Below are 22,098 nucleotides of genomic sequence, written 5' to 3'. Positions count from 1 at the left end.
TCTGATCCAGAAGAAGCCGGGCCTCGTGCCCGGCTTTTTTTGTGCCCTGTCGCTGACCCGCGCGTTTCCGTTTTAGAAACCATGGCGCGGCAAGTCGGCAACAGTTGTGCTGATTCAGCAACACTTTTTAATCAAGCTATCGGCTAATGAACATGACGGGGACATTGCCAATTTCCCGCCATAAACCCGGCGCACCTCGAATGGGTCTTCGGACCAGCGCCCGGTCGCGGGACGTTGGCAATGGAACCAGAAGCAAGGCCGCGCTAGTGCGGCAGGAACAGAAATGAACGCCAAGGCGACCTTCAAGGCCAAGCTGCCCAGCCGTCGAAAGACGGAAGCATTGGCCTTTGGACGCCGCTTTTCCTGCCGTGCTCCGAGGTTTCGTCGCACCCGTGGAAGTATTGGGGCCGTCATACACTCCGAGGCGATGCCTGCGCAGTTGGCTGCCGATCACGATTTCTTGCAAGGCCTTGGCCGTAGTTTGGTCGAAAACAACGCGCACCTTGATGTGATCGATGTCGTGGACCTGGCGCATACAGCCACAGAGGCTGGTCTGGCGCAGTCCGACTGCGAAAGCGTGGAGAGGGCGAAACAGTGGAATCCGGGTCCGGCTGACCAGTCGGGCGCGATATGGAATTGTGCCCAAGCCACATGGCAACGGCACGGTCACCCATCGAGGTGGGCGAAAGAAACGAACTGCTATGCGCATATCTGAGTTGGTAAGAGCATCAGCCTTTTCGGCGCTTGTCGCGGCCTCCCTATTGGGCGCCGCAGGCGACGCGCTGGCGTTTGACGACAAGGTGTTCGACGACAAGACCGGCGTGAAGCCGGAATCAAGCCCGTGGGCGGTGTTCCAGTTCGGCTTTTCCGCCTACAAGAGCGGCCACAAGGATCAGGCAGTCGAGGCCTACCGCTACGCTGCCGAGAATGGCCAGATCGGTGCCACCTGGAAGCTCGCGCGCATGTATGCCGAAGGTGACGGCGTCGCCCAGAACGACTACGAAGCATTCAAGTTCTTCACCGAGATCGCCGAGCAGGACGTCGAGCCCGGCTCGCCTGAGGAGAGTTATGTCTCCGACGCGCTCGTGGCGCTCGGCGGCTACATGAAGGAAGGCATTCCGGGCAGCCCGGTGTCGGCCAACCCGGTCGCAGCGCAGGAGTATTACATGCGCGCCGCTGCCAATTACCGCAATGCCAATGCCCAGTACGAGATGGGCAAGATGTTCCTCAAGGGCGACGGTGGCGTGAAGGCTTCCGTCAAGCAGGCTGGCCGCTGGCTGCAGCTGGCGGCGGAAAAGGGCCATGCCGGCGCGCAGGCGACGCTTGGCAACCTGCTGTTCCAGAGCGGCAAGGTGGTGCGTGGCCTCGCCATGATGACCGCGGCCCTCGAACGCGCCCAGCCCTCCGACCAGCCCTGGATCCGCGGCATGCAGGAAGAGGCGTTTGCCCTCGCCGACGAATCCGATCGCCGCACCGCGATCTCGCTCGCCGAAGACATCCTGACCAAGGGCAACCAGTAGCCGGCGCGATTGCTGTTGCTGCTTTGCATGCGCCCGTCGGCGAGACCGCCATCGGCCGCCGCCCGTTAATTTCGCGAAGATGATGTCGTGAGCGTGCCAGAGCCGAAGCTCTGGCTGCGCCTCACGCTGCCTGAAGCTTGAGGTCGATGGCCACCGGCACGTGGTCGGACGGCTTTTCCCATGCACGCACATGCTTTTCGATCGAGGCCGAGGCGAAGCGGTTGGCGGCTTCCGGCGACAGCAGCAGATGATCGATGCGGATGCCGTTGTTCTTCTGCCAGGCGCCGGCCTGGTAATCCCAGAACGTATAGACATCGCGCTGGTCGGTGACCGAGCGCACGGCCTCAGTGAAGCCGAGATTCACCAGCCGGCGAAACGCCTGCCGCGTCTCGGGCTGGTACAGCGCGTCACCCAGCCACATCTCGATGTTGCGGGCGTCAATGGCTTCGGGGATGACGTTGTAGTCGCCGGCAAGCACCAGTGCCTCTTCCAGCGCCAGCCGCTCCGCTGCCCAGCGCTCGAGCCGCGCCATCCATGACAGCTTGTAGGGGAACTTTTCGGTGCCGACGGGATTGCCGTTGGGCAGATAGAGCGACACGACGCGCAACACGCCCTTGTCGGTCGAGAACACACCTTCGATGAAGCGCGCCTGCTCGTCGGCATCATTCCCGGGCAGGCCGCGATTGACCTCGTCGAAGCGCAGTTTGGACAGGATGGCAACGCCGTTGAAACCCTTCTGGCCGTGCGTTTCGACATTGTAGCCGAGCGCCTCGATTTCGAAGCGCGGAAACCCTTCATCGACCGTCTTGATTTCCTGGAGGCAGACGATGTCCGGGTCGCTTTCCCTAAGCCAATGCACCAGGTTTTCGATGCGGGCGCGGACACCGTTGATGTTCCAGGTCACGATCTTCATGAATTTCACGCGATGATTTCAAATAATTCTTGATAGCCTGCACGGCGGTTCCAGACGATCCTGCACCATCCCTAGGGAGAAGGGAACCGGTCCTCTTCGGCATTCTTCGGACCGGCTGGCAAAAGGGGAACAAATGCCATGCCCAACAGTACTCATCCTGTGGACGAGGTGCTTCCAGCGCCTCGCCTGGCAGCGCTCGGCATCCAGCACGTGCTGGTCATGTATGCCGGTGCTATCGCGGTGCCTCTCATCATCGGACGGGCCCTCAAGCTCGATCCGGAGCAGGTTGCCTTCCTGATCTCCGCCGATCTTTTTGTCTGCGGCCTCGTCACCATCATCCAGTCCTTCGGCGCGACACAGTGGTTCGGCATCAAGCTGCCGGTCATGATGGGCGTCACCTTCGCTGCCGTCGGCCCGATGGTTGCCATGGCCAACGCCAACCAGGGCCCCGACGGCGCCCGCATGATCTTTGGCGCCATCATCGGCGCCGGCGTCGTGGCATTCCTGATCGCGCCGCTGGTCAGCCGCATGCTCAGGTTCTTTCCGCCCGTCGTTACCGGCACCATCATCGTGGTCATCGGCGCATCCCTGATGCGCATCGGCATCAACTGGATCTTCGGCAATCCGGTGGGCCCGACCGCGCCCAGGCTCGTGGCGCCCGAGCATGCCGAATGGCTGAAAACGGTGACCGAGATGGCGGCCGCCACCGGCTCCGCCATCCCGCCGATCCCGGCCAAGCTGGCGCTCGCCGCAACCGCGCCGAACGCTGCCTATGCACCGCTCGTCAATGTCGGCATCTCGGCGGTCGTGCTGCTGTCGATCCTCGTCATCGCCAAGTTCGGCAAGGGGTTCGTGGCCAACATCGCCGTGCTGCTCGGCATCCTCATCGGCGGCGTGCTCACCGCGTCGCTCGGCATGATGCATTTCGACAAGGTGGCCTCCGCCGGCTGGTTCGAACTGATCACGCCGCTGCGCTTCGGCATGCCGATCTTCGACCCGATCCTGATCGTCACGATGGTGCTTGTGATGATCGTCGTCATGATCGAATCCACAGGCATGTTCCTGGCTCTCGGCGACATGACCGGCCGCAAGGTGAGTCAGCCGATGCTGTCGGCCGGCCTGCGCACCGACGGTCTCGGCACCATCATCGGCGGCCTGTTCAACACCTTCCCGTACACCTCCTTTTCGCAGAATGTCGGGCTCGTCGGCGTCACCGGGGTCAAGAGCCGCTTCGTCTGCGTCGCCGGCGGCGTGATCCTGCTGATCCTGGGACTGGTACCCAAGATGGGTGCATTGGTCGAAGCGCTGCCGACCGTGGTGCTGGGCGGTGCAGGACTGGTGATGTTCGGCATGGTCGCGGCGACAGGCATCCGCATCCTGTCCAATGTCGACTTCAAGACCAACCGGAACAATCTGTTCGTGGTCGCTGTTTCCATCGGCTTCGGCATGATCCCGCTCGTCGCCCCCGACTTCAAGATGTGGATGCCGCACGACATCCATCCGCTCATCGAGTCGGGCATCCTTCTGGCGTCGGTTTCGGCGGTTGTGCTGAACGCCTTCTTCAACGGTACCAAGGTCAACGAGGCCGAGATCCGCGAAGCGGCGATGGCATCGGAAGCTTGACGCTGGCTAAATCTGACAAGGCAAGGGCCCCTGCGTGGGCCCTCTGCTTTTCAGGCGTCCAGCCGGTGAACGTAGAACTTGGTGTCGATGAACACGACCGGGAAGCTCGCAGGTAGGTCGGATCTGGCGACTTCGGCAAAGCCGTTCTTCTCGTAGAAGCGATGGGCGGCAAGAAACCTGTTGGTCGTGCCGAGATAGACCGCGCGGATGCCGCGTTCGCGGGCTGTGGCAAGCAGTAGGCTCAACAGTCTCGCTGCGATTCCATGTTCGCGGCCACGCCATTCTGCGGCGACGAACATCTTGCGCAAGGCGGCGAGCCCATCACCGATGTCGACCAGACCGATCGTCCCTACGATCTTGCCGTCAACCTCGGCGACCCAGAAATCGCCAAAGCCGCGCTGATAGAATTCTGGAATGATCCGCAGGTCTGGCTGGTCGTCGACAGTGACGTCAAAGCCGAATTCGTCTCGCTGGATGGGCAGGATGACGTTCACCACGGCATCGAAGTCACGCGGTTCAAATCGACGGATCTGCATGCTGTTTCCCTTTTGCTCGGAATCTTTGAACGCCTGGGGGCAGCGGCGCATCGCGACGAGATGGAATGGTTCGAAGGAAGGCGCAAGCCTATCTGCGCTCGACAAGACCGATGGTGTTGCCTGCCGGATCCTTCAGGAATGCCATCCATTCGGATTCGCCAGCGGGCCCGAACTCGCCCGCCGCATCGCGATGGACGAGCGTGGGCGCGGTGGTAAACGCCACGCCATTGTCGGATGCTATTTCGTAGAAGGAGTCGAGGTCGTCTATGTCGAGATAAACTGTCGCCTGCGATATGCCGCCGGTGAAGAAAAGTCTGATGCCACCGACGACGATGAAGGCGATGCCGGGCGGGTCGTAGCGGGCGTGGACAGGAAGGCCGAAGACATCGAGCCAGAAGGCGAGCGTCGCATCGATGTCGCGACCGGCCGAAAGCGCCACCTGACGGAGCGCTTGCGGCCTGCGCATGGCTAAATGGAGAAACTGGTACCGCAGCCGCAGCCGGCGACCGCGTTGGGGTTCTTGATCTGGAACGACTGACCCATCAGGTCGTCGACGAAATCGACGACCGATCCGCCCATGTAGACGAGCGACAGATCGTCGACGAGCAAGGTCGCGCCGTCCCGCTCGATGGCGACGTCATCGTCATTGCGGCCTTCGACGAGGTCGAACTTGTAGGAAAAGCCCGAGCAGCCGCCGCCTTCGACCGAAATGCGCAGCGCGATCTTGCCCGGATCGCCAGCGACGATCTTGGCTATCCGCTTCGCAGCGGCTTCGGTCATGTCGAGCTTCATGGCAGTCTTGGCATCAGCGCCCATCGGCGTCACCTTGCTTTCGGTTTCTTATGATAGGTATGAAGCCACCTGGGGCAAGTCAACAGGTGGGGAGTATGGCAGGCGAACGGCAACTTGGCGATATCGGCTTCGGCTACCGGCCGCGCGCCGCCTATGCCTGCGATCCCGCGCATTCGCGTGGCCGCCTGTTCGACGAGGTCGAGAGCCCGACGCGCACGCCGTTCCAGCGCGACCGCGACCGCATCATCCATTCGACGGCCTTTCGCCGCCTCAAGCACAAGACGCAGGTGTTCGTGGCGCATGAGGGCGATCATTTCCGCACCCGACTGACGCACACGATCGAGGTGGCGCAGATCGCCCGCGCTCTGGCGCGCGCGCTGCGCTGCGACGAGGATCTCGCCGAAGCGATCGCGCTGGTGCACGACTTCGGCCACACGCCTTTCGGCCATACCGGCGAAGACGCGCTCAACGAAAAGATGGCGGCCTGGGGCGGTTTCGACCACAACGCCCAGTCGCTGCGCGTGGTGACGCGGCTGGAGAGCCGTTACGCCGAGTTCGATGGCCTCAACCTGACCTGGGAGACGCTTGAAGGGCTTGTCAAACACAACGGCCCGCTGACCGATGCCGCCGGCAAGGGGCTGAAGGGGCAGGTGCCGCAGGCCATCCGCGACTATTCCGAGCTGCATGACCTCGAGCTCGACCGCTTTGCCAGCCTGGAGGCTCAGTGTGCGGCGATCGCCGACGACATCGCCTACAACACGCATGACATCGATGACGGGCTCAGGGCAGGGCTGCTGACCCTTGAGATGCTCGACGACGTTCCGCTGCCGGCCTCGATCTTGCGCGGTGTTCGCGAGCGATATCCTGCGCTTGATCCGATGCGCACCGGTCACGAGTTGATGCGGCGCCAGATCACCATGTTCGTCGAGGACGTCATCTCGACAGCGACGGCCAGGATCGCGCGTCTGGCACCGCAAAGCGCCGATGAGGTGAGGAACGCGGGCGAGGTGATGGTGACGTTCTCGGACCAGATGACGGCTTCGGAGAAGGAGCTGAAGGCCTTTCTCTACCGTAACATGTATCGGCATTCCGAAGTGATGCGGGTGCGCGCCAATGCCGACCGCATTGTGCGCGACCTGTTCGACGCATACTACGCCGATCCCCGGGCCATGCCCGAGGGCTGGCGAGAGGGGCTCGACAGGGCTGAGGATCGCATCAAGGCGCGTGCCGTTGCCGATTTCCTGGCTGGCATGACCGACACCTACGCGGTCAAGGAACACCGACGCTTGTTTGACCATACGCCCGATTTGGTTTAGGCCGGGCAAAATCAACATTCAGTGGAATGTCACGTCAAAAGTGGCGTCGAAGCGTCCTATGAAAGCCCAGAAATGAACATTTTCGCCGATTTCAGCGAGCGGATTACCAAAGCCGTCGAAGCGCTTGATTTGACTCCCAAAGAAGGCGGCGCGCTCGACCTGACGCGCATTGCCGTCGAGCCGCCGCGCGATGCGACACATGGCGATCTGGCGACGAATGCGGCGATGGTGCTGGCCAAGCCGACCGGGCAGAACCCGCGCGCGCTGGCCGAACGGCTTGTGGCCGAGCTCTCCAAGGATGCCGACGTCGCCAAGGCAGAGGTTGCCGGCCCCGGCTTCGTCAATCTCAAGCTCCACGACGCCTTCTGGCAGAAGCACCTGGCAGACTTGCTGTCGCGCGGCACAGACTATGGCCGCTCCAGCTTCGGCAACAAGAAGCGCGTGAACGTCGAATACGTCTCGGCCAATCCGACCGGGCCGATGCATGTCGGCCATTGCCGCGGCGCGGTTGTCGGCGATGCGCTCGCCAACATCCTCGGCTTCGCCGGCTACGACGTGACCAAGGAATACTACATCAACGACGCCGGCGTGCAGATCGATGTGCTCGGCCGCTCGGTGATGCTGCGCTATCGCGAAGCGCTGGGTGATGAGATCGGCGAGATCCCTGCCGGCCTCTACCCGGGCGACTACCTCGTGCCGGTCGGCCAGGCGCTGGCCAAGGAATTCGGCCGCGACTTGCTGCAGAAGCCCGAGGACGAAGCGCTGGCACTGATCAAGGAGCGCACCATCGTTGCCATGATGGAGATGATCCGCGAGGATCTGGCGCTGCTCGACGTGCGCCACGAGGTGTTCTTCTCCGAGCGCACGCTGCACGCAGACAATGCCAAGGCGATCCGCTCGGCGATCAGCGACCTGACGCTGAAGGGACATGTCTACAAGGGCAAGCTGCCGCCGCCCAAGGGCGAGAAGCCCGACGACTGGGAGGATCGTGAGCAGACGCTGTTCCGCTCGACCGAGGTCGGCGACGACATGGATCGCGCTCTAGTGAAGTCTGACGGCGCCTTCACCTATTTCGCTGCCGACGTCGCCTATCTCAAGGACAAGGTCGATCGCGGCTTCGAAGAATTGGTATTCGTGCTCGGCGCCGACCATGGCGGCTACGTCAAGCGCATGGAAGCGCTGGCGCGGGCCGTCACCGATGGTGCCGTCAAGCTCGACGTCCTGCTGTGCCAACTGGTCAAGCTGTTCCGCGACGGCGAGCCGGTGCGCATGTCCAAGCGGAAGGGTGACTTCATTACGTTGCGCGAGGTCGTCGAGGAAGTTGGCCGCGATGCGATTCGCTTCATGATGCTCTATCGCAAGAGCGACGCGCCGCTCGATTTCGATTTTGCCAAGGTCACCGAGCAGTCGAAGGACAATCCGGTGTTCTACGTTCAGTACGCCTCCGCGCGCTGCCACTCTGTATTCAGGCAGGCAAAGGAGCAACTCGGCCAGGCGGAGTTCGCGCGCGCCGGTCTGATCGGTGCCGTCGAACGGCTGACGGATGAAGGCGAAATCGCGCTTATCAAGAAGCTCGCCGAGTATCCGCGCCTGATTGAGTCGGCTGCGCAGTCGATGGAGCCGCACAGACTGGCGTTCTATCTCTACGACCTCGCAAGCGCCTTCCACGGACACTGGAATCGCGGCACGGACAACCATGACTTACGGTTTGTTAAGGTTAACGATCCAGAATTGACCTATGCCAGACTCGGGCTGGTGCAGGCTGTTTCGGACGTTTTGACGTCAGGCCTGGCGTTGATCGGAGCGGATGCGCCGACCGAAATGCGCTAGGTTTTCCGGAGCTGAATGTCACCTTTTGCCCACATTGCGCTGGTAAGGGCCAACCTTACGCGACGTTCATTGCGTCCGAAAAAAGTGCGAGAGTTCGGGAAAAAGAATGGCAGACAGAACCCAGCTGAAGATCGCAGACAAGAATGACTTCGCCGACGAAGATCCCTTCGCCGAACTGACGAGGATCATGGGCTTCGATCCGCGCCAGCCTGTGGTGCGCCAGGATGTTGGCGCGCCCGCTGATCGCGTCGAGCCGACCGTCGACGACGACTTCGGCATTGATCTGGAAAAGGAGCTGCTTGGCGAACTGGCGGGCGACGATCTCGTCGCTGAGCCGGAGCGCATAGCCCACGATGCCTATATTTACGCAAACCAACCGGCAGCTTACGCGCCGGTAGAATCGCCTGTTGCTTATGCGCCGGCTGAAGAGCGTGCCCGTGAGCCGGAATTCGCCTCCGACGCTTCATTCGACGATGCCGTTGCCGCCAGCTTCGAGGACTTCTCGCTCGAGGACGAACTGCTTCGTCCCGAGGAGCCGGCTTACGCCGCCGTACCTGCCTACGATCAGGCGCCGGAAGTTGGCTTCGCTCCGGAACCCACTTTCGCTCCTGAGCCTGCTTTCGCGACCGAGCCGCCTTTTGCGCCCGAGCCCGATTTCGACGATGCGGTTGCTGCGTCCTTCGAGCAGGAATTCTCGATGGAAGACGAGCTTCTGGCGGCCGATGAGCCTGCCGCGCAGGTCGCCGCGCCGGTATCTTATGCGGCTTCGACCGAGGTTGATCTCGACGCCGAGTTCGACGTTGCCCTTGCCGATGTCGATATGGATTTCGCGGCAGTCGACGATGACAGCTACGCAGCCGAAGCCGTCGAGGACGACCATCTGACGCTGGGCGAGTACCAGGCGGCCGAGCCGGAAATCGCGTTCTCGCATGCCGATCTGGTCGACCAGCCGCAAGCGGTTGCAGCACCTGTGGCGCAGGCCGGGGACTATGACGAGTTCGAACGCCGCCTGCAGGATGCGCTGCGCGACGAAGAGCCAGCCTATGAGCCTGCGGTCGCTTATGCGGCGCCGGCAGTCGAGCCTGTGGTCGAAGCGCCGGTCCATGCGCCTGAGGTCGCCCAGGTCGCGGCTCCGGTGGCAGCTGTCGAAGACACCAGCCTCGAGGATGAACTGAACGCGCTGCTTGGCAATATGAGCAGCCAGGCCAAGGCGCTGTCCGAGCCGGTCCCGCTTCGTGTCGTCGAGCCGGTAGCAGTCGAGCCTGAGCCGACTTTTGCCAGCGCGCTTTGGGCGCCCGAACAGCCCGCCGAGGAGCCGACACAGGCTTACGAAGACACCGACTATGCAACGGCCTACGACGCGCCGGTCGAGGAGTTCGTGGCTGCCGATGAAGCAGCCCCCGTCCAGGCGGATGCCGGCTATTCCGAGCCGAGCTACGATCACCAGGCCGACATCGACGTCAGCTTCGATGACGACGCCTTCGATATGGCGCTTGAGCGCAGTGCCGCGGCTGAAGTCTCAGAGGTCGCAGCCCCGGCAATTGCCGCCGCCGCTGCTGCTGTGCCGATGCGTCCGCTTGCTGCCTCGCGTTATGAGCAGGCTCGCAACTGGGGTCTGGGCACGCCGGTGGCACCGCGCGCTGCCGCGCCTGTTGTAGCTGCCCAGTCGAGCTATCAGCCGGAAGCCATCCAGAAGCCGGATGCCTATATGCCGGTTGCGCCGACCTATGAGCCGCAGACCGAACCCGTTGCCTATGCGCCCGAAGCTTATGCCCCGCAGGCCGAACCAGAGGCATATGCGCCGGCAGAGCCCGCGGTCGATGATCTGGAAGCGGAGCTTTTCGCCGCCGTCTCGTCCTTTGACGATGCGCCCGATATTGAGACTGTCGATGTGCCGGAAAAGGCTGTTGCGCTCGCCGACGACCTCGACATCCCCGAATTGTCGTTCGAGGATGACGCGCCGCCGGCTCCGGCTTTTGACGATCTCGACGGTGAATTCTCGAACCTGATGAACGAGATGAACGCGCCGGAGGTTACCAAGCCGGCTGGATCGTCGAACTATGCGTCGAACCCCTATGCCGACGGCTTCGATCGCAAGACGCTGCGCGATGGTGATGCGTCGCAGCCGATCGAACTGGCAGGTGCGGCCGCAGCCGGTGCTGCTGCCATGTATGCCGGCCGCCAGGTCGACGACCGCTTGGGTGGCTTTGACCTCGGCGGCATGCAGCAGAGCCAGGCTAACGCGCCGCGCCAGCAGGCCCAGGCCGACGAGTTCGACTACGATCCTGATTTCGACGAGGCGATGGAAGCGCTGCCCGGCTCGCCGGCAGCCCGTCCGGTACGTCGCGGCATGATGATCGCCGCAATTGTCGGTGCGGTTGCCGTCGTCGGTGGTATCGGCGCCTTCGCGCTGTCGTTTGGCGGCGGCGAGGGTGCAGGCGCGCCCGTCATCGTCAAGGCCGACGAGAGCCCGATCAAGGTCAAGCCGGAAAATCCGGGTGGTGCTACGGTGCCGAACCAGGACAGCAAGGTCTATGACCGTGTCGCAGGCGGCTCGACCAACGGCGCCCCGGCCCAGGACAAGCTTGTCACTAACGCTGAAGAGCCGGTCGACCTCGCGGCACAGGAAGCCGAGGCGAACATGCCCGAAAACCTGCCGCTCAACGGAGACGACGTCGCCGCTGAACCGACTGCGAAGTCGGAAGAGCGTGTTGCGCAAGCGCCGCAGACCGATCAGCCCGATGCCAGCACCGAGACGGCTGCCGTCGCTCCGCGCAAGGTTCGCACCATGGTGGTGAGGCCGGATGGCACGCTGGTGCCGCGCGAAGAACCGGCTCCGGCCGTTGTAGCTGCTGCCGAGCCCACCGATCCGGCACCGCAGCGCGTTGCCGAGCCGGCAAGCGAAGCCACTGGCACCGTACCGGCCCAGCCGGCGCTTGCGCCTGTCGCCAAGCCTGCCCAGTCGGCCAACACGCCGTCGACGGCTCCGATTGCGCCACAGCGCCCATCCGAGCAGCCGGTCGATGTCGTCGGCGAGGTCAAGCCTGATCAGGTCGCGGCTGTCGCACCGACGGCACCGACAACGGCTGCCGCTTCCGGTGCCTGGGCTATGCAGATCGCCTCGCAGCCGAGCGAAGCAGCCGCGAAGTCGACTTATGCCGATCTTGCCCGCCGCTACGGCAGCGTGCTGAACGGCCGCGAAGTCAGCATCGTCAAGGCTGAGATCGCGGGCAAGGGCACGTTCTGGCGCGTTCGCGTGCCGGCCGGCACCCGCAACGATGCGGTCAGCCTCTGCGAAAGCTACAAGGCCGCCGGCGGCAACTGCTTCGTCTCGAAGTAAGCCAATCACACCAAGATCAGAAAACGGCGCAGCCTGGCTGCGCCGTTTTTGTTTTCGGGCCTTCGCAGCGGGCACGATTCTATCGCCGGCCAAAAGGCGCTAAGCTGTCGGCATGACCGAATCACCGCCTGACACGTTGGCGACGCGGCTTTCTGGGGATTACCGGGCAAACACCGCGGCAATCCTTGCGGCGGGAGCCGATCTTGTCCTTCACTGCAAAATCGCCGCCACGTTGCATGCGCTCGCTGAAGACGTGCCGCAGGCGGAATTCGGACATTATTTCGAGGCAGTTGCATAGCCTCGCAAGGAGAAGGCACGGATTTGGCGGAAGCATTGGAAAGCAAGGCGCAAAAGCCAGCACCGATGGACCGTCTGTGGGCTCAGAACGCTGACGACCGCATGACCGACGATCCGTCGCTGGTCGTCGACGTCGCCGGTTTCGAAGGCCCGCTCGATCTCCTGTTGCATCTGGCGCGCAGCCAGCGTGTCGACCTCTCCCGCATTTCGATCCTGGCGCTTGTCGAGCAGTACCTGACCTTCGTCTCGCAGGCGCGGGCGCTTCGGCTGGAGCTTGCCGCGGACTATCTGGTCATGGCGGCCTGGCTCGCTTTCCTCAAGTCTAAGCTGCTGATCCCCAAGCTGCCCGGCGACGAGGGTGAGAGCGGCGAAGAATTGGCCGCCGTCCTGCAGTTCCGGCTGAAGCGTCTGGAAGCCATGCGCGATGCCGCTGCCCGGCTGGTCAACCGCAACCGGCTCGGCCGCGACGTTTTCCAGCGCGGTGCGCCAGAACTGGTGATCGTCGACAAGCGCAACGAATACTCGGCCTCGCTGTTCGACCTGCTGAGCGCCTATGCCGGCCAGCGCCAGCGCCAGGCGATCACCAACGTGCAGATCGCCAAGCGCGGTGTCTGGTCGCTGAAGGCGGCGCGCGAGATACTGACCCGCATGGTCGGCGAACTGAAGGACTGGACGGCGCTCGATCATTTCCTGCTGCGTTACATGACCAGTCCGGAAGAGCGCGCAACGGCGATCGCCAGCTCATTTGCCGCAAGCCTGGAAATGGTCCGCGACGGAACCGTCGAAATCCGTCAGCACGAGCCGTTTGCGCCGATCTACCTGCGCGAGCGCCAGCCGGCGGCACCGCAGACCGAAGGTGCGTCATGACCGAAGGATCAAATGTGGTTCCGTTCAGCCTCGAAGATGAGGACGGCGACACCGTGGAGCACAACCCGGCGGCGCGCTTGCATCTGGCCGAAGCCGTGCGCATGGCGGAAGCCATCGTTTTTGCCAGCGCCGAGCCCGTGAGCGAGCGGCAACTGGTCGCGCGGCTGCCGGAAGGCATAGACGTTCCCGCCGCCATGGCAGAGTTGCAGCGCATCTATGAGCGTCGCGGCGTCAATCTGGTGAAAGTCGCCGATTCCTGGGCATTCCGCACGGCTGGCGACCTTGCCTTCCTGATGAGCCGCGACACCATCCAGCAGAAGAAGCTGTCGCGCGCCGCCCTCGAAGTGCTGTCGGTGATCGCCTACCACCAGCCGGTGACCCGCGCCGAGATCGAGGATATCCGCGGTGTCGAAACGTCGAAGGGCACGCTCGACACGCTGATGGAAACCGAATGGGTGCGCATGCGCGGCCGCCGCAAGACACCGGGCCGGCCCGTGACCTACGGCACGACCGACAAGTTTCTCGACCATTTCGGCCTCGAGGAGATACGCGACCTGCCCGGCATGGAAGAGCTCAAGGGGGCAGGGCTGTTGTCGTCGCGCATGCCGCCCGGCTTCTCGGTCCCGCTGCCGCCATCCGATCCGGACCTGCTCACCGACGACGAGGACCCGTTCACCGACATCGATCTCGAAGAGCTTGGCCTGTTGACACCCCGCGTCACAGATGATTGACCCGCGCCGGTGTGGAACCGGCAGCAGGAGGCCCATCCTGTGACGACAAATCAGGCCCAGACGGCATCGCGTGTTACCGCGGGTGTGACCTTTGCCGCGAGGTTGGCCTTCGAAGAGATTCGCCATTCCTTCGCCAATGGCTCCGAGACGCTGCGCGAGGTCAGCCTCGCCGCCGAGCCGGGCGAGGTGTTGTGCCTGCTCGGACCGTCCGGCTCAGGCAAGACAACGTTGCTTCGGATCGCCGCCGGCATCGAGGCACAGAGCTCGGGGCGTGTGCTGCTGAACGGCAAGGAGATTGCTGGTCCTCAGGTGTTTTTGCCGCCGGAACAGCGCTCGATTGGCCTGGTGTTCCAGGATTTCGCGTTGTTTCCGCATCTGACCATTCTCGACAACGTGCGCTTCGGACTGACCGCCTTGTCACGCGAGGAGAGCCGGAAGGAAGCGCTGATCGCGCTCGCCCGCGTCGGGCTCGAACATTACTCCGACAACTATCCGCATGCGCTCTCCGGTGGCGAACAGCAGCGCGTGGCGCTTGCCCGCGCGCTGGCGCCGCGACCGGCGGTTCTGCTGATGGACGAGCCGTTTTCCGGTCTTGATTCGCGGCTCAAGGATTCGGTGCGTGCCGAAACCCTGGCGATCCTGCGCGAAAGCCGCGCAACGGCCATCGTCGTTACCCATGACGCCGAAGAAGCCATGCGCATGGGCGACCGCATCGCGCTGCTGAAGGATGGCAAGCTGGTGCAGGCGGGCAGGGCGGAGGATCTCTACCTCAGGCCGGCAAATCTTTTCGTTGCCGGCTTCTTCTCCGAGCTCAACGTCTTTCCCGCCAAGGCTGTCGACGGTTATGCGATGACACCGGTGGGCGAGGTCGAAACCGACGCTTCGGAAGGCGCCGACGTGCTCGTGGCTGTGCGCCTGACCGGCATCGACGTCAGCGAGACATCAGGTGAAACCCAGGCCCGCATCATTTCCCGGCGCTATCTCGGCGTGGTCGAATTGCTCGAACTTGCGGTGCCAGGGGCCGAGACGCCGGTGAGGGCGCGCATACGCTGCGGCGCTTTGTCCGCAAAAGCACGTGATATATGGCTGTCGCTTCGGAAAGCGGATGTTCTAGTGTTTGAATCCGGAAGCGAAAGAGCCTAGATCAATCGCAGGGAAACTGTTCAAGAGAGAGTTCAATGGGTTCGTTTTCAATCTGGCACTGGCTGATCGTACTGGTCGTCGTGCTGCTGCTGTTTGGTCGTGGCAAGATCCCTGAGCTGATGGGCGACATGGCCAAGGGCATCAAGAGCTTCAAGAAGGGGATGTCGGACGACGAAGCCGATGACTCCAAGACGGTCGAGCATCGCAACGACGAGACTGTGAACTCGACCAAGGAAAAGGCCAGCAAGAGCTGACCCGCACCTCTTGCTAGCCGGATCGCACCGACATGTTTGAAATCGGCTGGACCGAAATGCTGGTGATCGCGGTCGTCATGATCGTGGTCGTCGGCCCTAAGGATTTGCCCAAGATGCTCCGCACCATGGGGCGGATGACGGCCAAGGCACGTTCCATGGCGGGCGATTTTCAGCGCCAGTTCAATGAGGCGCTGAAGGAAGCCGAGCTCGACGACGTCAAGAAGTCCGTCGACGAGTTGCGCGGCCTCAACCCCGCGCAGCAGATCAGGAAGCAGCTCAATCCCTTCGAGCAGGCCGCCTCCGATGTGCGCGCCGGGCTCGATGCTGCGATGAAGCCTTCGCAGCCGGCACCGCCGGCTGATCCCGCTTCGGACACTGCGCATCCCGCCGTACCGCTGAAGAATGGTGCAACCGTTATGCCAGGCGTTGCCGGTCCGGACGCAATGCCCGCGGCAACACCGGTGTTCCCGGCTGCCGAGGTCAATGCCACGCCGGTTCCCGTGTCGGCAGAGGCAGCAAAGGCCGAAAAGCCGAAAGCGGCGGCCAAGCCGAAGTCAGTAGCCGAAGCCAAGCCTGTCGCAAAGGCCAAGGCGCCGGCCGCAACGGCCAAGGCGCCTTTGACCAAGGCTGCGGTTGTGAAGGCGGCGCCGGCGAAAGCGCCTGTTGCAAAGGCTGCGCCGGCCAAGGCGGCTGTGCCCAAAAAGACCACCAAGACGACCAAAGCAGGAAAAGCCTCGTGAGCGCCGAAGACGACGAAATCGAGAAGTCATCGGCACCGCTGATCGAACATCTGATCGAACTGCGCACCCGGCTGATGTGGTCCATCGGCGGGTTCTTCATCGCCTTCCTCGTCTGCTTCTTCTTTGCCAAGCAGCTTTTCAACCTGCTGGTCATCCCGTTCAAATGGGCGACCAACTGGGCTGGCCTCGACCCGCACAAGGTCGAGCTGATCTACACCGCGCCGCAGGAATTCTTCTTCACCCAGATCAAGCTCGCCATGTTCGGCGGTCTGGTGATCGCGTTTCCTGTGATCGCCTCGCAGATCTACAAGTTCGTTGCACCGGGCCTCTACAAGAACGAGCGCGCGGCCTTCCTGCCGTTCCTGATTGCCTCGCCGGTGCTCTTTCTCATGGGCGCGTCGCTGGTCTACTTCTTCTTCACGCCGATGGTGATGTGGTTCTTCCTCGCCATGCAGCAGGCCGGCACCGACGACCAGGTGCAGATTTCGCTGTTGCCCAAGGTATCGGAATATCTCAGCCTGATCATGACGCTGATCTTCTCCTTCGGCCTGGTGTTCCAGCTGCCGGTCGTGACGACGCTGATGGCGCGGGTGGGCATGGTCACTTCGCAGGGGTTGGCCGACAAGCGCAAATGGGCGATCGTCATTGCCTTCGTGGTGGCAGCCGTACTGACCCCACCCGATCCGGTGAGCCAGATCGGCCTTGCCCTTCCCACGATCCTTCTTTACGAGATTTCCATCTGGACCGCCCGGATGATCGAAAAGAAGCGCGAGCAGGAACGCGTGGCGCGCGAAAAGCAGGATGCGGACGACAGCGCCGCCGACCCGCAATCGCAAGCAGCATCCACTTCGCTCGAAGGCACAGGCAGCGCCGACAAGGCCGGCTGACAGCCCGATCCGCCGGCGCGGTCGTTTCGACAACTGCCGCGACCGGAACCTTTTAAATGCTTGATATCAAATGGATTCGCGAGAACCCTGAAACTCTGATCGAAGCGCTGATGAAGCGCAGTCAGTCAGCGGATGCGGCGAAGTCGACGGTCGAGGATCTGATCGCCAAGGACGAGGCGCGTCGCGCCCACGTCTCGAAGCTGCAGGAGGCGCAAGAGCGCCGCAACGCCGCATCCAAAGAGATCGGCAATGCTATGCGCAACGGTGATTCCGCCCTTGCTGAGAAGCTGAAAGCCGAAGTCGCCGAGATCAAGGGCTTCATCCAGGACGGAGAAGGCCGCGAACGCGAGCTCGACAAGGCGCTCGACGCCGCGCTTGCCGTGATACCGAACGTGCCGCTGGAAGACGTGCCCGTCGGCAAGGACGAAACCGGCAATGTCGTTCTGCGCACTGTCGGCAAGGTGCTGCCGCGCCCGAACTGGGTTAAGGAGCATTTCGAGATCGGCGAGGCGCTCGGCCTGATGGACTTCGAGCGCGCCGCCAAGCTGTCAGGTGCGCGCTTCACCGTACTCAAGGGCCAGCTTGCCCGCCTTGAACGCGCGCTCGGCCAGTTCATGCTTGACCTGCACACGTCGGAACACGGCTACACCGAGGTGCAGCCGCCGCTTCTCGTGCGCGACGAGGTGCTGTTCGGCACCAACCAGTTGCCGAAGTTCGAGGAAGACCTGTTCTTCGTGCCGCATGGCGAGAGCCGGCTCGGCCTGATCCCGACCGCCGAGGTGCCGCTGACAAATCTGGTGCGCGAGGAAATCCTGGCCATTGAGCAACTGCCGCTGCGCATGACCGCGCTGACGCCTTGCTTCCGTTCGGAAGCTGGCTCGGCCGGCCGTGACACACGCGGCATGCTGCGCCAGCACCAGTTCTACAAGGTCGAGCTGGTCTCGATCACCGATGCCGACAGCGCGCTGGCCGAGCACGACCGCATGACCGAATGCGCCGAAGAGGTGCTGAAGCGCCTCGGCCTGCCGTTCCGCACCATGGTTCTGTGCACCGGTGACATGGGCTTCGGCGCGCGCAAGACACACGACATCGAGGTCTGGCTTCCCGGCCAGAACACCTACCGTGAAATCTCGTCCTGCTCGGTCTGCGGCGACTTCCAGGCGCGCCGCATGGATGCCCGCTACCGTCCGAAGGAAGAGAAGGGCACGCGTTTCGTGCACACGCTCAATGGTTCGGGCGTCGCCGTAGGCCGCGCGCTGATCGCCGTCATCGAGAATTACCAGAACGAGGATGGCAGCGTAACGATTCCTGAAGCGCTGCTGCCTTACATGGGTGGCCTGACCAAGATCGAAGCGAAGTGACATGCGCATTCTGCTGACCAACGACGACGGCATCCACGCTGAAGGCCTGGCTGTGCTGGAGCGGATCGCCAACCAGCTGTCGGACGACGTCTGGGTGGTGGCGCCGGAGACCGACCAGTCGGGTTATGCGCATTCGCTGTCGATCTCGGAGCCGCTCAGACTGCGCAAGATCAGCGACAAGCACTACGCGGTGAACGGAACGCCGACCGACTGCGTCATCATGGGCGCACGCAAGATCCTGCCTGGGCCGCCGGATCTGATTCTTTCGGGCATCAATTCGGGACTCAACGTTGCCGACGACGTGACCTATTCGGGCACGGTGGCGGGCGCCATGGAAGGCGCGCTGATCGGCATCCGCTCGATCGCGCTGAGCCAGGCCTACATCTATGAGAACGACGAGCGCATCGTGCCTTACGAGACGGCCGAGGCGCTGGCGCCTGCACTTCTGCGCAAGCTGATCGCAACCGAACTGCCGATCGGCGTGCTGCTCAACGTCAACTTTCCGAATTGCCCGCCAGATGAAGTCACCGGCCCCGTCGTCGCCAGCCAGGGCAAACTTGCCTATGGCATTTGGGTCGAGGAGCGCCGCGACGGTCGCAGCCTGCCATATTACTGGCTGCGCTTCGGTCGCGACGAGCCGGAAGTGAAGCCGGGGACCGACCTGCACGCCGTGCGCAACAAGCAGGTTTCGGTCACGCCGCTCAAGCTCGACATGACGGCGCATGAACTGCGCGATCAATTGGCCAAGGCTATTGCATGAACATGATGCCGGACGACCGTGAGGGCTTCGCTGCCTTTCTTCTTCGCCTGCGCGGCCGCGGTATCGTTCCGAAAAACCTGATCGCGGCGTTCGAGGCAACGCCTCGTCGCGACTTCCTTGCCGGCCAGTTCCATTCCATCGCCTGGTCGGACCGTATGCTGCCGATCGAATGCGGCGAGGCGATCGAGGGCGCCGATCTCCAGGCAGCGGTCATCTCCGCGCTCAACATCGAGCAGGGAAATCGTGTGCTCGAAGTCGGCACGGGTTCCGGCTATACGGCGGCCGTCATGGCGCGGCTTGCCGGTCGTGTCGTCACCGTCGAGCGATTCAAGACCCTGACCGAATTGGCGCGCCAGCGCTTCGAGATGCTCGGCCTTGGCAATGCCCTCGTTCGCCAGGCCGACGGTTCGAATGGTCTGCCGGGCGAGGGGCCGTTTGACCGCATCGTCGTATGGGCTGCTTTCGACAGCCATCCGCGCATGTTCGTCGACCAATTGTCGAGCGGCGGCACCATGATTGCGCCGATCGGCCCGGAAGAGGGCGAGCAGGTGCTATGCAAGCTGACCAAGATCGGAAGCCGCTTCGAGCGCGAAGATCTCGGTGTCGTCCGCCTGCAGCCGCTGGCCCGCGGCGTCGCCGCCGTCATCTAGGTCAACCCCGCCGACATCCAGAGCATTTTGCGTCCGCGCCGGGGGCTCCCATCCTGCCTGTGCGGGCGTCTCGTCGTCAGCTCGCGAAGCTTTTGATTTATTTGATCCTCTTAACCGACCAGTAACATTAACACGCTTTAATCAAGCCTAGTTGGTATCGGGTAAAGCGCGGGTCAGTGCGATGCGTTTCAGTATTTTGAAGGCGAATAAACGCTCTCTGGCGCGCGGTGGCGCCGTTCTGCTGGTTGCCGGCATGGCGGCGGGCTGCAGTTCCGGAGTGTCGCGATTTGGCGGCGGTGGTGTCGACGACATCTTCACCGCATCGACGCCGAACCAGCGTTCGATCATCAATCAGCAGCCGCAGCAGCAGCCATTCCCGGGTGATGCCCAGATGGCGACGCCGGTCGCGTCGGCCAGTGCCGGCTCCGTCAGCCGTGGTAGCCTCCAACCGGTATCATCGCAGCCTCTGCCCGCGCCTGTCGCCCAGGCTCCGGCGCTCGCGCCGGCCCCTGCTCGCATGGCCCAGGCTCCGGCCCAAGCCCCAGCATTGGCGCCCGCGCTGGATAATACGTCCACCGGCACGATAGCGCAGCCGCAGACGGCCCAGGAAAATACGCTCAAGGTACCGGGCAAAAATCCGCAGCCGGCTACCTTGCCGAGTAACAAGGTCGCAGTGCTGCCGCAGCAGCCCAAGACCAAGGAAACGGCAACTGCGCAGCTCGGCTCGCCGACCGACAGCAATGCCAAGCCGGTAGGTGCCGGCGGCGGCTACAAGGTCGTCGAAGGTGACACGCTCAATCGCATCGCCAAGAAGCTCGGCGTGACGACGACGGCGCTCAAGGAAGCCAACAGCCTTCAAGACGGCCGCATCCGCATCGGCCAGACGCTGAAGGTGCCGGCTGGCGGCGCGGCCTCGACCGTTGCCAAGGCCGCACCCGCCGTCGATCCGGTGGTGACCGCAACTGCCGCGACAGCCGCCCCGAAGCCGGCCGTTGCCGCAGCCAAGCCTGCGGCCGAGGCTCCGGCCGTTGCTGCCTACACACCGCCGAAGAAGGACAAGCTGGTGCAGCAGGCCGAGGAATCGGCTGAGGCAGCGCCGAATGCCACCGGCATCGACCGCATGCGTTGGCCGGTGCGTGGCCGGGTCGTTTCCAACTACGGCAAGGGCGGCGGCAAGTCGAATGACGGCATCGACATCTCCGTGCCGGAAGGCACGCCGGTGAAGGCAGCCGAAAATGGCGTCGTCATTTATGCCGGCGACGGGCTCAAGGAATTCGGCAACACCGTTCTGGTGCGTCACGAGAACGGTCTCGTCACCGTCTACGGTCACGCAAGCTCGCTGAAGGTCCAACGCGGCCAGAAGGTCAAGCGTGGCGACGAGATCGCGCTATCGGGCATGAGCGGCTCGACCGATGCGCCGAAGCTGCACTTCGAGGTTCGCAAGAATTCCACGCCGGTCGATCCGAGCGGCTACCTCGAATAGCCTAAAGTTTGCGCATCTTGCTTTCCGAAAATCGAACGTGATTTTCGGGCCCATGCGGTAGCGGGTCGCCTGACCTCCATCAGTCCCGCCAGATCAGCCCGTCCCGACAAGGGGCGGGCTTTTTCGTTTTGAGGCTTCAGTCTTTGAGCGGCCTGCCGAGGCGGCCGGCGAGATCCTGGATGAACTGCCATGCAACGCGCCCCGAGCGGCTGCCGCGGGTCGTCGCCCATTCCAGCGCCTCGGCGCGCAGCGTCTCCGGATCGTTGTCGAAGCCGTGGTAGCTGGCATAGCCGTTGACCATCTCGAGATATTCGTCCTGCGAGCATTTGTGGAAGCCGAGCCACAGGCCGAAGCGGTCGGACAAGGAGACCTTTTCCTCGACGGCTTCCGACGGATTGATCGCTGTCGAGCGCTCGTTGTCGATCATGTCGCGCGGCAGGAGGTGCCTGCGGTTCGACGTGGCGTAGAAGATGACATTCGCTGGCCTTCCTTCGACGCCGCCTTCGAGTGCTGCCTTGAGCGACTTGTAGGAGGTGTCATCATGGTCGAACGACAGGTCGTCGCAAAACAGGATGAAGCGAAAGGGGGCGGCCTTGAGCAGGCTCATCAGCTTTGGCAGCGTGTCGATGTCTTCGCGGTGGATCTCGATCAGCTTGAGCGGCGCCGCCGTCTTGCCCGAGGCATTGATCGTGGCATGGACCGCCTTGACCAGTGATGACTTGCCCATGCCGCGCGCGCCCCACAGAAGCACGTTGTTGGCGGGCAGGCCGGCAGCGAAGCGCTCGGTGTTGTCGACGAGGATGTCGCGCACACGGTCTACGCCCTTGATCAGGCCGATGTCGACGCGGTTGACCCGCTGTACGGGTTCGAGAAAGCCCGGATCGGCCGCCCAGACATAACAGTCGGCGGTGCCAATGTCGGTTTCGGGAACGGACGGAGGCGCAAGCCTGGATACCGCAGCGATCAAAAGATCCAGCTTGGAGTTGAGCGCTTCGATGGTCTTTTCCATGGCCAATCCCGTCAGTCTCTAGATAATACCTGTGCGCGACGCTGTA

General features: G+C 63.1%; 22 protein-coding genes. 17 read left to right on the top strand and 5 right to left on the bottom strand.

The window, feature by feature from the left end; translation table 11 throughout:
• The first annotated feature begins 283 nt into the window (after positions 1–283).
• The gene (locus DY201_RS17225; protein WP_115732249.1) at positions 284–715 is read left to right on the top strand and encodes a hypothetical protein; all 432 of its coding nucleotides are present in this window, start codon (positions 284–286) and stop codon (positions 713–715) included.
• Complete coding sequence (locus DY201_RS17220) at positions 702–1,520, top strand: tetratricopeptide repeat protein (protein WP_115732248.1); 819 nt, start codon at positions 702–704, stop codon at positions 1,518–1,520. The genes DY201_RS17225 and DY201_RS17220 overlap by 14 nt, the downstream gene beginning before the upstream one ends.
• Positions 1,521–1,641: 121 nt before the next feature.
• Here the strand turns inward: DY201_RS17220 and xth are convergent, their stop codons facing one another.
• A complete protein-coding gene (xth, locus tag DY201_RS17215; RefSeq protein WP_115732247.1) occupies positions 1,642–2,433 on the bottom strand; it encodes an exodeoxyribonuclease III in 792 nt (263 codons plus the stop codon).
• A 138-nt stretch (positions 2,434–2,571) separates the two neighbouring features.
• Here xth and DY201_RS17210 point away from each other — a divergent pair, with 138 nt between their 5' ends.
• Positions 2,572–4,056 (top strand): nucleobase:cation symporter-2 family protein, encoded by a 1,485-nt coding sequence (locus tag DY201_RS17210; RefSeq protein WP_115732246.1) that lies wholly within the window; start codon positions 2,572–2,574, stop codon positions 4,054–4,056.
• A 50-nt stretch (positions 4,057–4,106) separates the two neighbouring features.
• Here DY201_RS17210 and DY201_RS17205 read toward each other — a convergent pair whose 3' ends face one another.
• From DY201_RS17205 to erpA, 3 genes are all read right to left on the bottom strand, one after another.
• On the bottom strand, positions 4,107–4,592 hold the full coding sequence (locus tag DY201_RS17205; RefSeq protein ID WP_115733840.1) for a GNAT family N-acetyltransferase: 486 nt from the start codon (positions 4,590–4,592) through the stop codon (positions 4,107–4,109).
• An 88-nt stretch (positions 4,593–4,680) separates the two neighbouring features.
• A complete protein-coding gene (locus DY201_RS17200; RefSeq protein WP_115732245.1) occupies positions 4,681–5,058 on the bottom strand; it encodes a VOC family protein in 378 nt (125 codons plus the stop codon).
• Positions 5,059–5,060: 2 nt separating this feature from the next.
• The gene (gene erpA / locus DY201_RS17195; protein WP_115732244.1) at positions 5,061–5,408 is read right to left on the bottom strand and encodes an iron-sulfur cluster insertion protein ErpA; all 348 of its coding nucleotides are present in this window, start codon (positions 5,406–5,408) and stop codon (positions 5,061–5,063) included.
• A 71-nt stretch (positions 5,409–5,479) separates the two neighbouring features.
• On the opposite strand from erpA, the gene DY201_RS17190 reads away from it, so the two are divergent.
• The 14 genes from DY201_RS17190 (at position 5,480) to DY201_RS17130 (ending at position 21,043) form a co-directional block, all read left to right on the top strand.
• A complete protein-coding gene (locus tag DY201_RS17190; RefSeq protein ID WP_115732243.1) occupies positions 5,480–6,700 on the top strand; it encodes a deoxyguanosinetriphosphate triphosphohydrolase in 1,221 nt (406 codons plus the stop codon).
• Positions 6,701–6,772: 72 nt separating this feature from the next.
• The gene (gene argS, locus DY201_RS17185; protein WP_115732242.1) at positions 6,773–8,530 is read left to right on the top strand and encodes an arginine--tRNA ligase; all 1,758 of its coding nucleotides are present in this window, start codon (positions 6,773–6,775) and stop codon (positions 8,528–8,530) included.
• A gap of 106 nt (positions 8,531–8,636) precedes the next feature.
• On the top strand, positions 8,637–11,870 hold the full coding sequence (locus DY201_RS17180; RefSeq protein ID WP_115732241.1) for an SPOR domain-containing protein: 3,234 nt from the start codon (positions 8,637–8,639) through the stop codon (positions 11,868–11,870).
• A 112-nt stretch (positions 11,871–11,982) separates the two neighbouring features.
• The gene (locus DY201_RS28765; protein WP_131922363.1) at positions 11,983–12,168 is read left to right on the top strand and encodes a hypothetical protein; all 186 of its coding nucleotides are present in this window, start codon (positions 11,983–11,985) and stop codon (positions 12,166–12,168) included.
• A 65-nt stretch (positions 12,169–12,233) separates the two neighbouring features.
• Positions 12,234–13,034: a segregation and condensation protein A gene (locus DY201_RS17175; protein WP_115732240.1), complete on the top strand. Its 801-nt coding sequence runs from the start codon at positions 12,234–12,236 to the stop codon at positions 13,032–13,034.
• Positions 13,031–13,765, top strand: coding sequence for an SMC-Scp complex subunit ScpB (gene scpB, locus DY201_RS17170; RefSeq protein WP_115732239.1), 735 nt, complete (start codon positions 13,031–13,033; stop codon positions 13,763–13,765). The genes DY201_RS17175 and scpB overlap by 4 nt, the downstream gene beginning before the upstream one ends.
• A 39-nt stretch (positions 13,766–13,804) precedes the next feature.
• Positions 13,805–14,908: an ABC transporter ATP-binding protein gene (locus DY201_RS17165; RefSeq protein ID WP_115732238.1), complete on the top strand. Its 1,104-nt coding sequence runs from the start codon at positions 13,805–13,807 to the stop codon at positions 14,906–14,908.
• A 35-nt stretch (positions 14,909–14,943) separates the two neighbouring features.
• The gene (locus DY201_RS17160; RefSeq protein WP_115732237.1) at positions 14,944–15,162 is read left to right on the top strand and encodes a twin-arginine translocase TatA/TatE family subunit; all 219 of its coding nucleotides are present in this window, start codon (positions 14,944–14,946) and stop codon (positions 15,160–15,162) included.
• 32 nt (positions 15,163–15,194) lie between these two features.
• Positions 15,195–15,902, top strand: a complete 708-nt coding sequence (gene tatB / locus DY201_RS17155; RefSeq protein ID WP_115732236.1) for a Sec-independent protein translocase protein TatB — start codon at positions 15,195–15,197, stop codon at positions 15,900–15,902.
• The gene (gene tatC, locus DY201_RS17150) at positions 15,899–16,789 is read left to right on the top strand and encodes a twin-arginine translocase subunit TatC (RefSeq protein WP_115732235.1); all 891 of its coding nucleotides are present in this window, start codon (positions 15,899–15,901) and stop codon (positions 16,787–16,789) included. The genes tatB and tatC overlap by 4 nt, the downstream gene beginning before the upstream one ends.
• 56 nt (positions 16,790–16,845) lie before the next feature.
• Positions 16,846–18,150 (top strand): serine--tRNA ligase, encoded by a 1,305-nt coding sequence (serS, locus tag DY201_RS17145; protein WP_115732234.1) that lies wholly within the window; start codon positions 16,846–16,848, stop codon positions 18,148–18,150.
• A gap of 1 nt (position 18,151) precedes the next feature.
• Positions 18,152–18,910: a 5'/3'-nucleotidase SurE gene (surE, locus tag DY201_RS17140; RefSeq protein ID WP_115732233.1), complete on the top strand. Its 759-nt coding sequence runs from the start codon at positions 18,152–18,154 to the stop codon at positions 18,908–18,910.
• The gene (locus DY201_RS17135; RefSeq protein WP_115732232.1) at positions 18,907–19,560 is read left to right on the top strand and encodes a protein-L-isoaspartate(D-aspartate) O-methyltransferase; all 654 of its coding nucleotides are present in this window, start codon (positions 18,907–18,909) and stop codon (positions 19,558–19,560) included. The genes surE and DY201_RS17135 overlap by 4 nt, the downstream gene beginning before the upstream one ends.
• Before the next feature lie 181 nt (positions 19,561–19,741).
• The gene (locus DY201_RS17130; protein WP_115732231.1) at positions 19,742–21,043 is read left to right on the top strand and encodes a peptidoglycan DD-metalloendopeptidase family protein; all 1,302 of its coding nucleotides are present in this window, start codon (positions 19,742–19,744) and stop codon (positions 21,041–21,043) included.
• Positions 21,044–21,179: 136 nt separating this feature from the next.
• Here the strand turns inward: DY201_RS17130 and DY201_RS17125 are convergent, their stop codons facing one another.
• Positions 21,180–22,052, bottom strand: a complete 873-nt coding sequence (locus DY201_RS17125) for an ATP-binding protein (protein ID WP_115732230.1) — start codon at positions 22,050–22,052, stop codon at positions 21,180–21,182.
• Positions 22,053–22,098 lie beyond the last annotated feature (46 nt).

Origin of the sequence: Aminobacter aminovorans, from assembly GCF_900445235.1 — a bacterium.
Lineage (GTDB): Bacteria > Pseudomonadota > Alphaproteobacteria > Rhizobiales > Rhizobiaceae > Aminobacter > Aminobacter aminovorans.
Note: the sequence above shows the minus strand (reverse complement) of the source record. Positions and strands in the feature narration are given on the sequence as shown.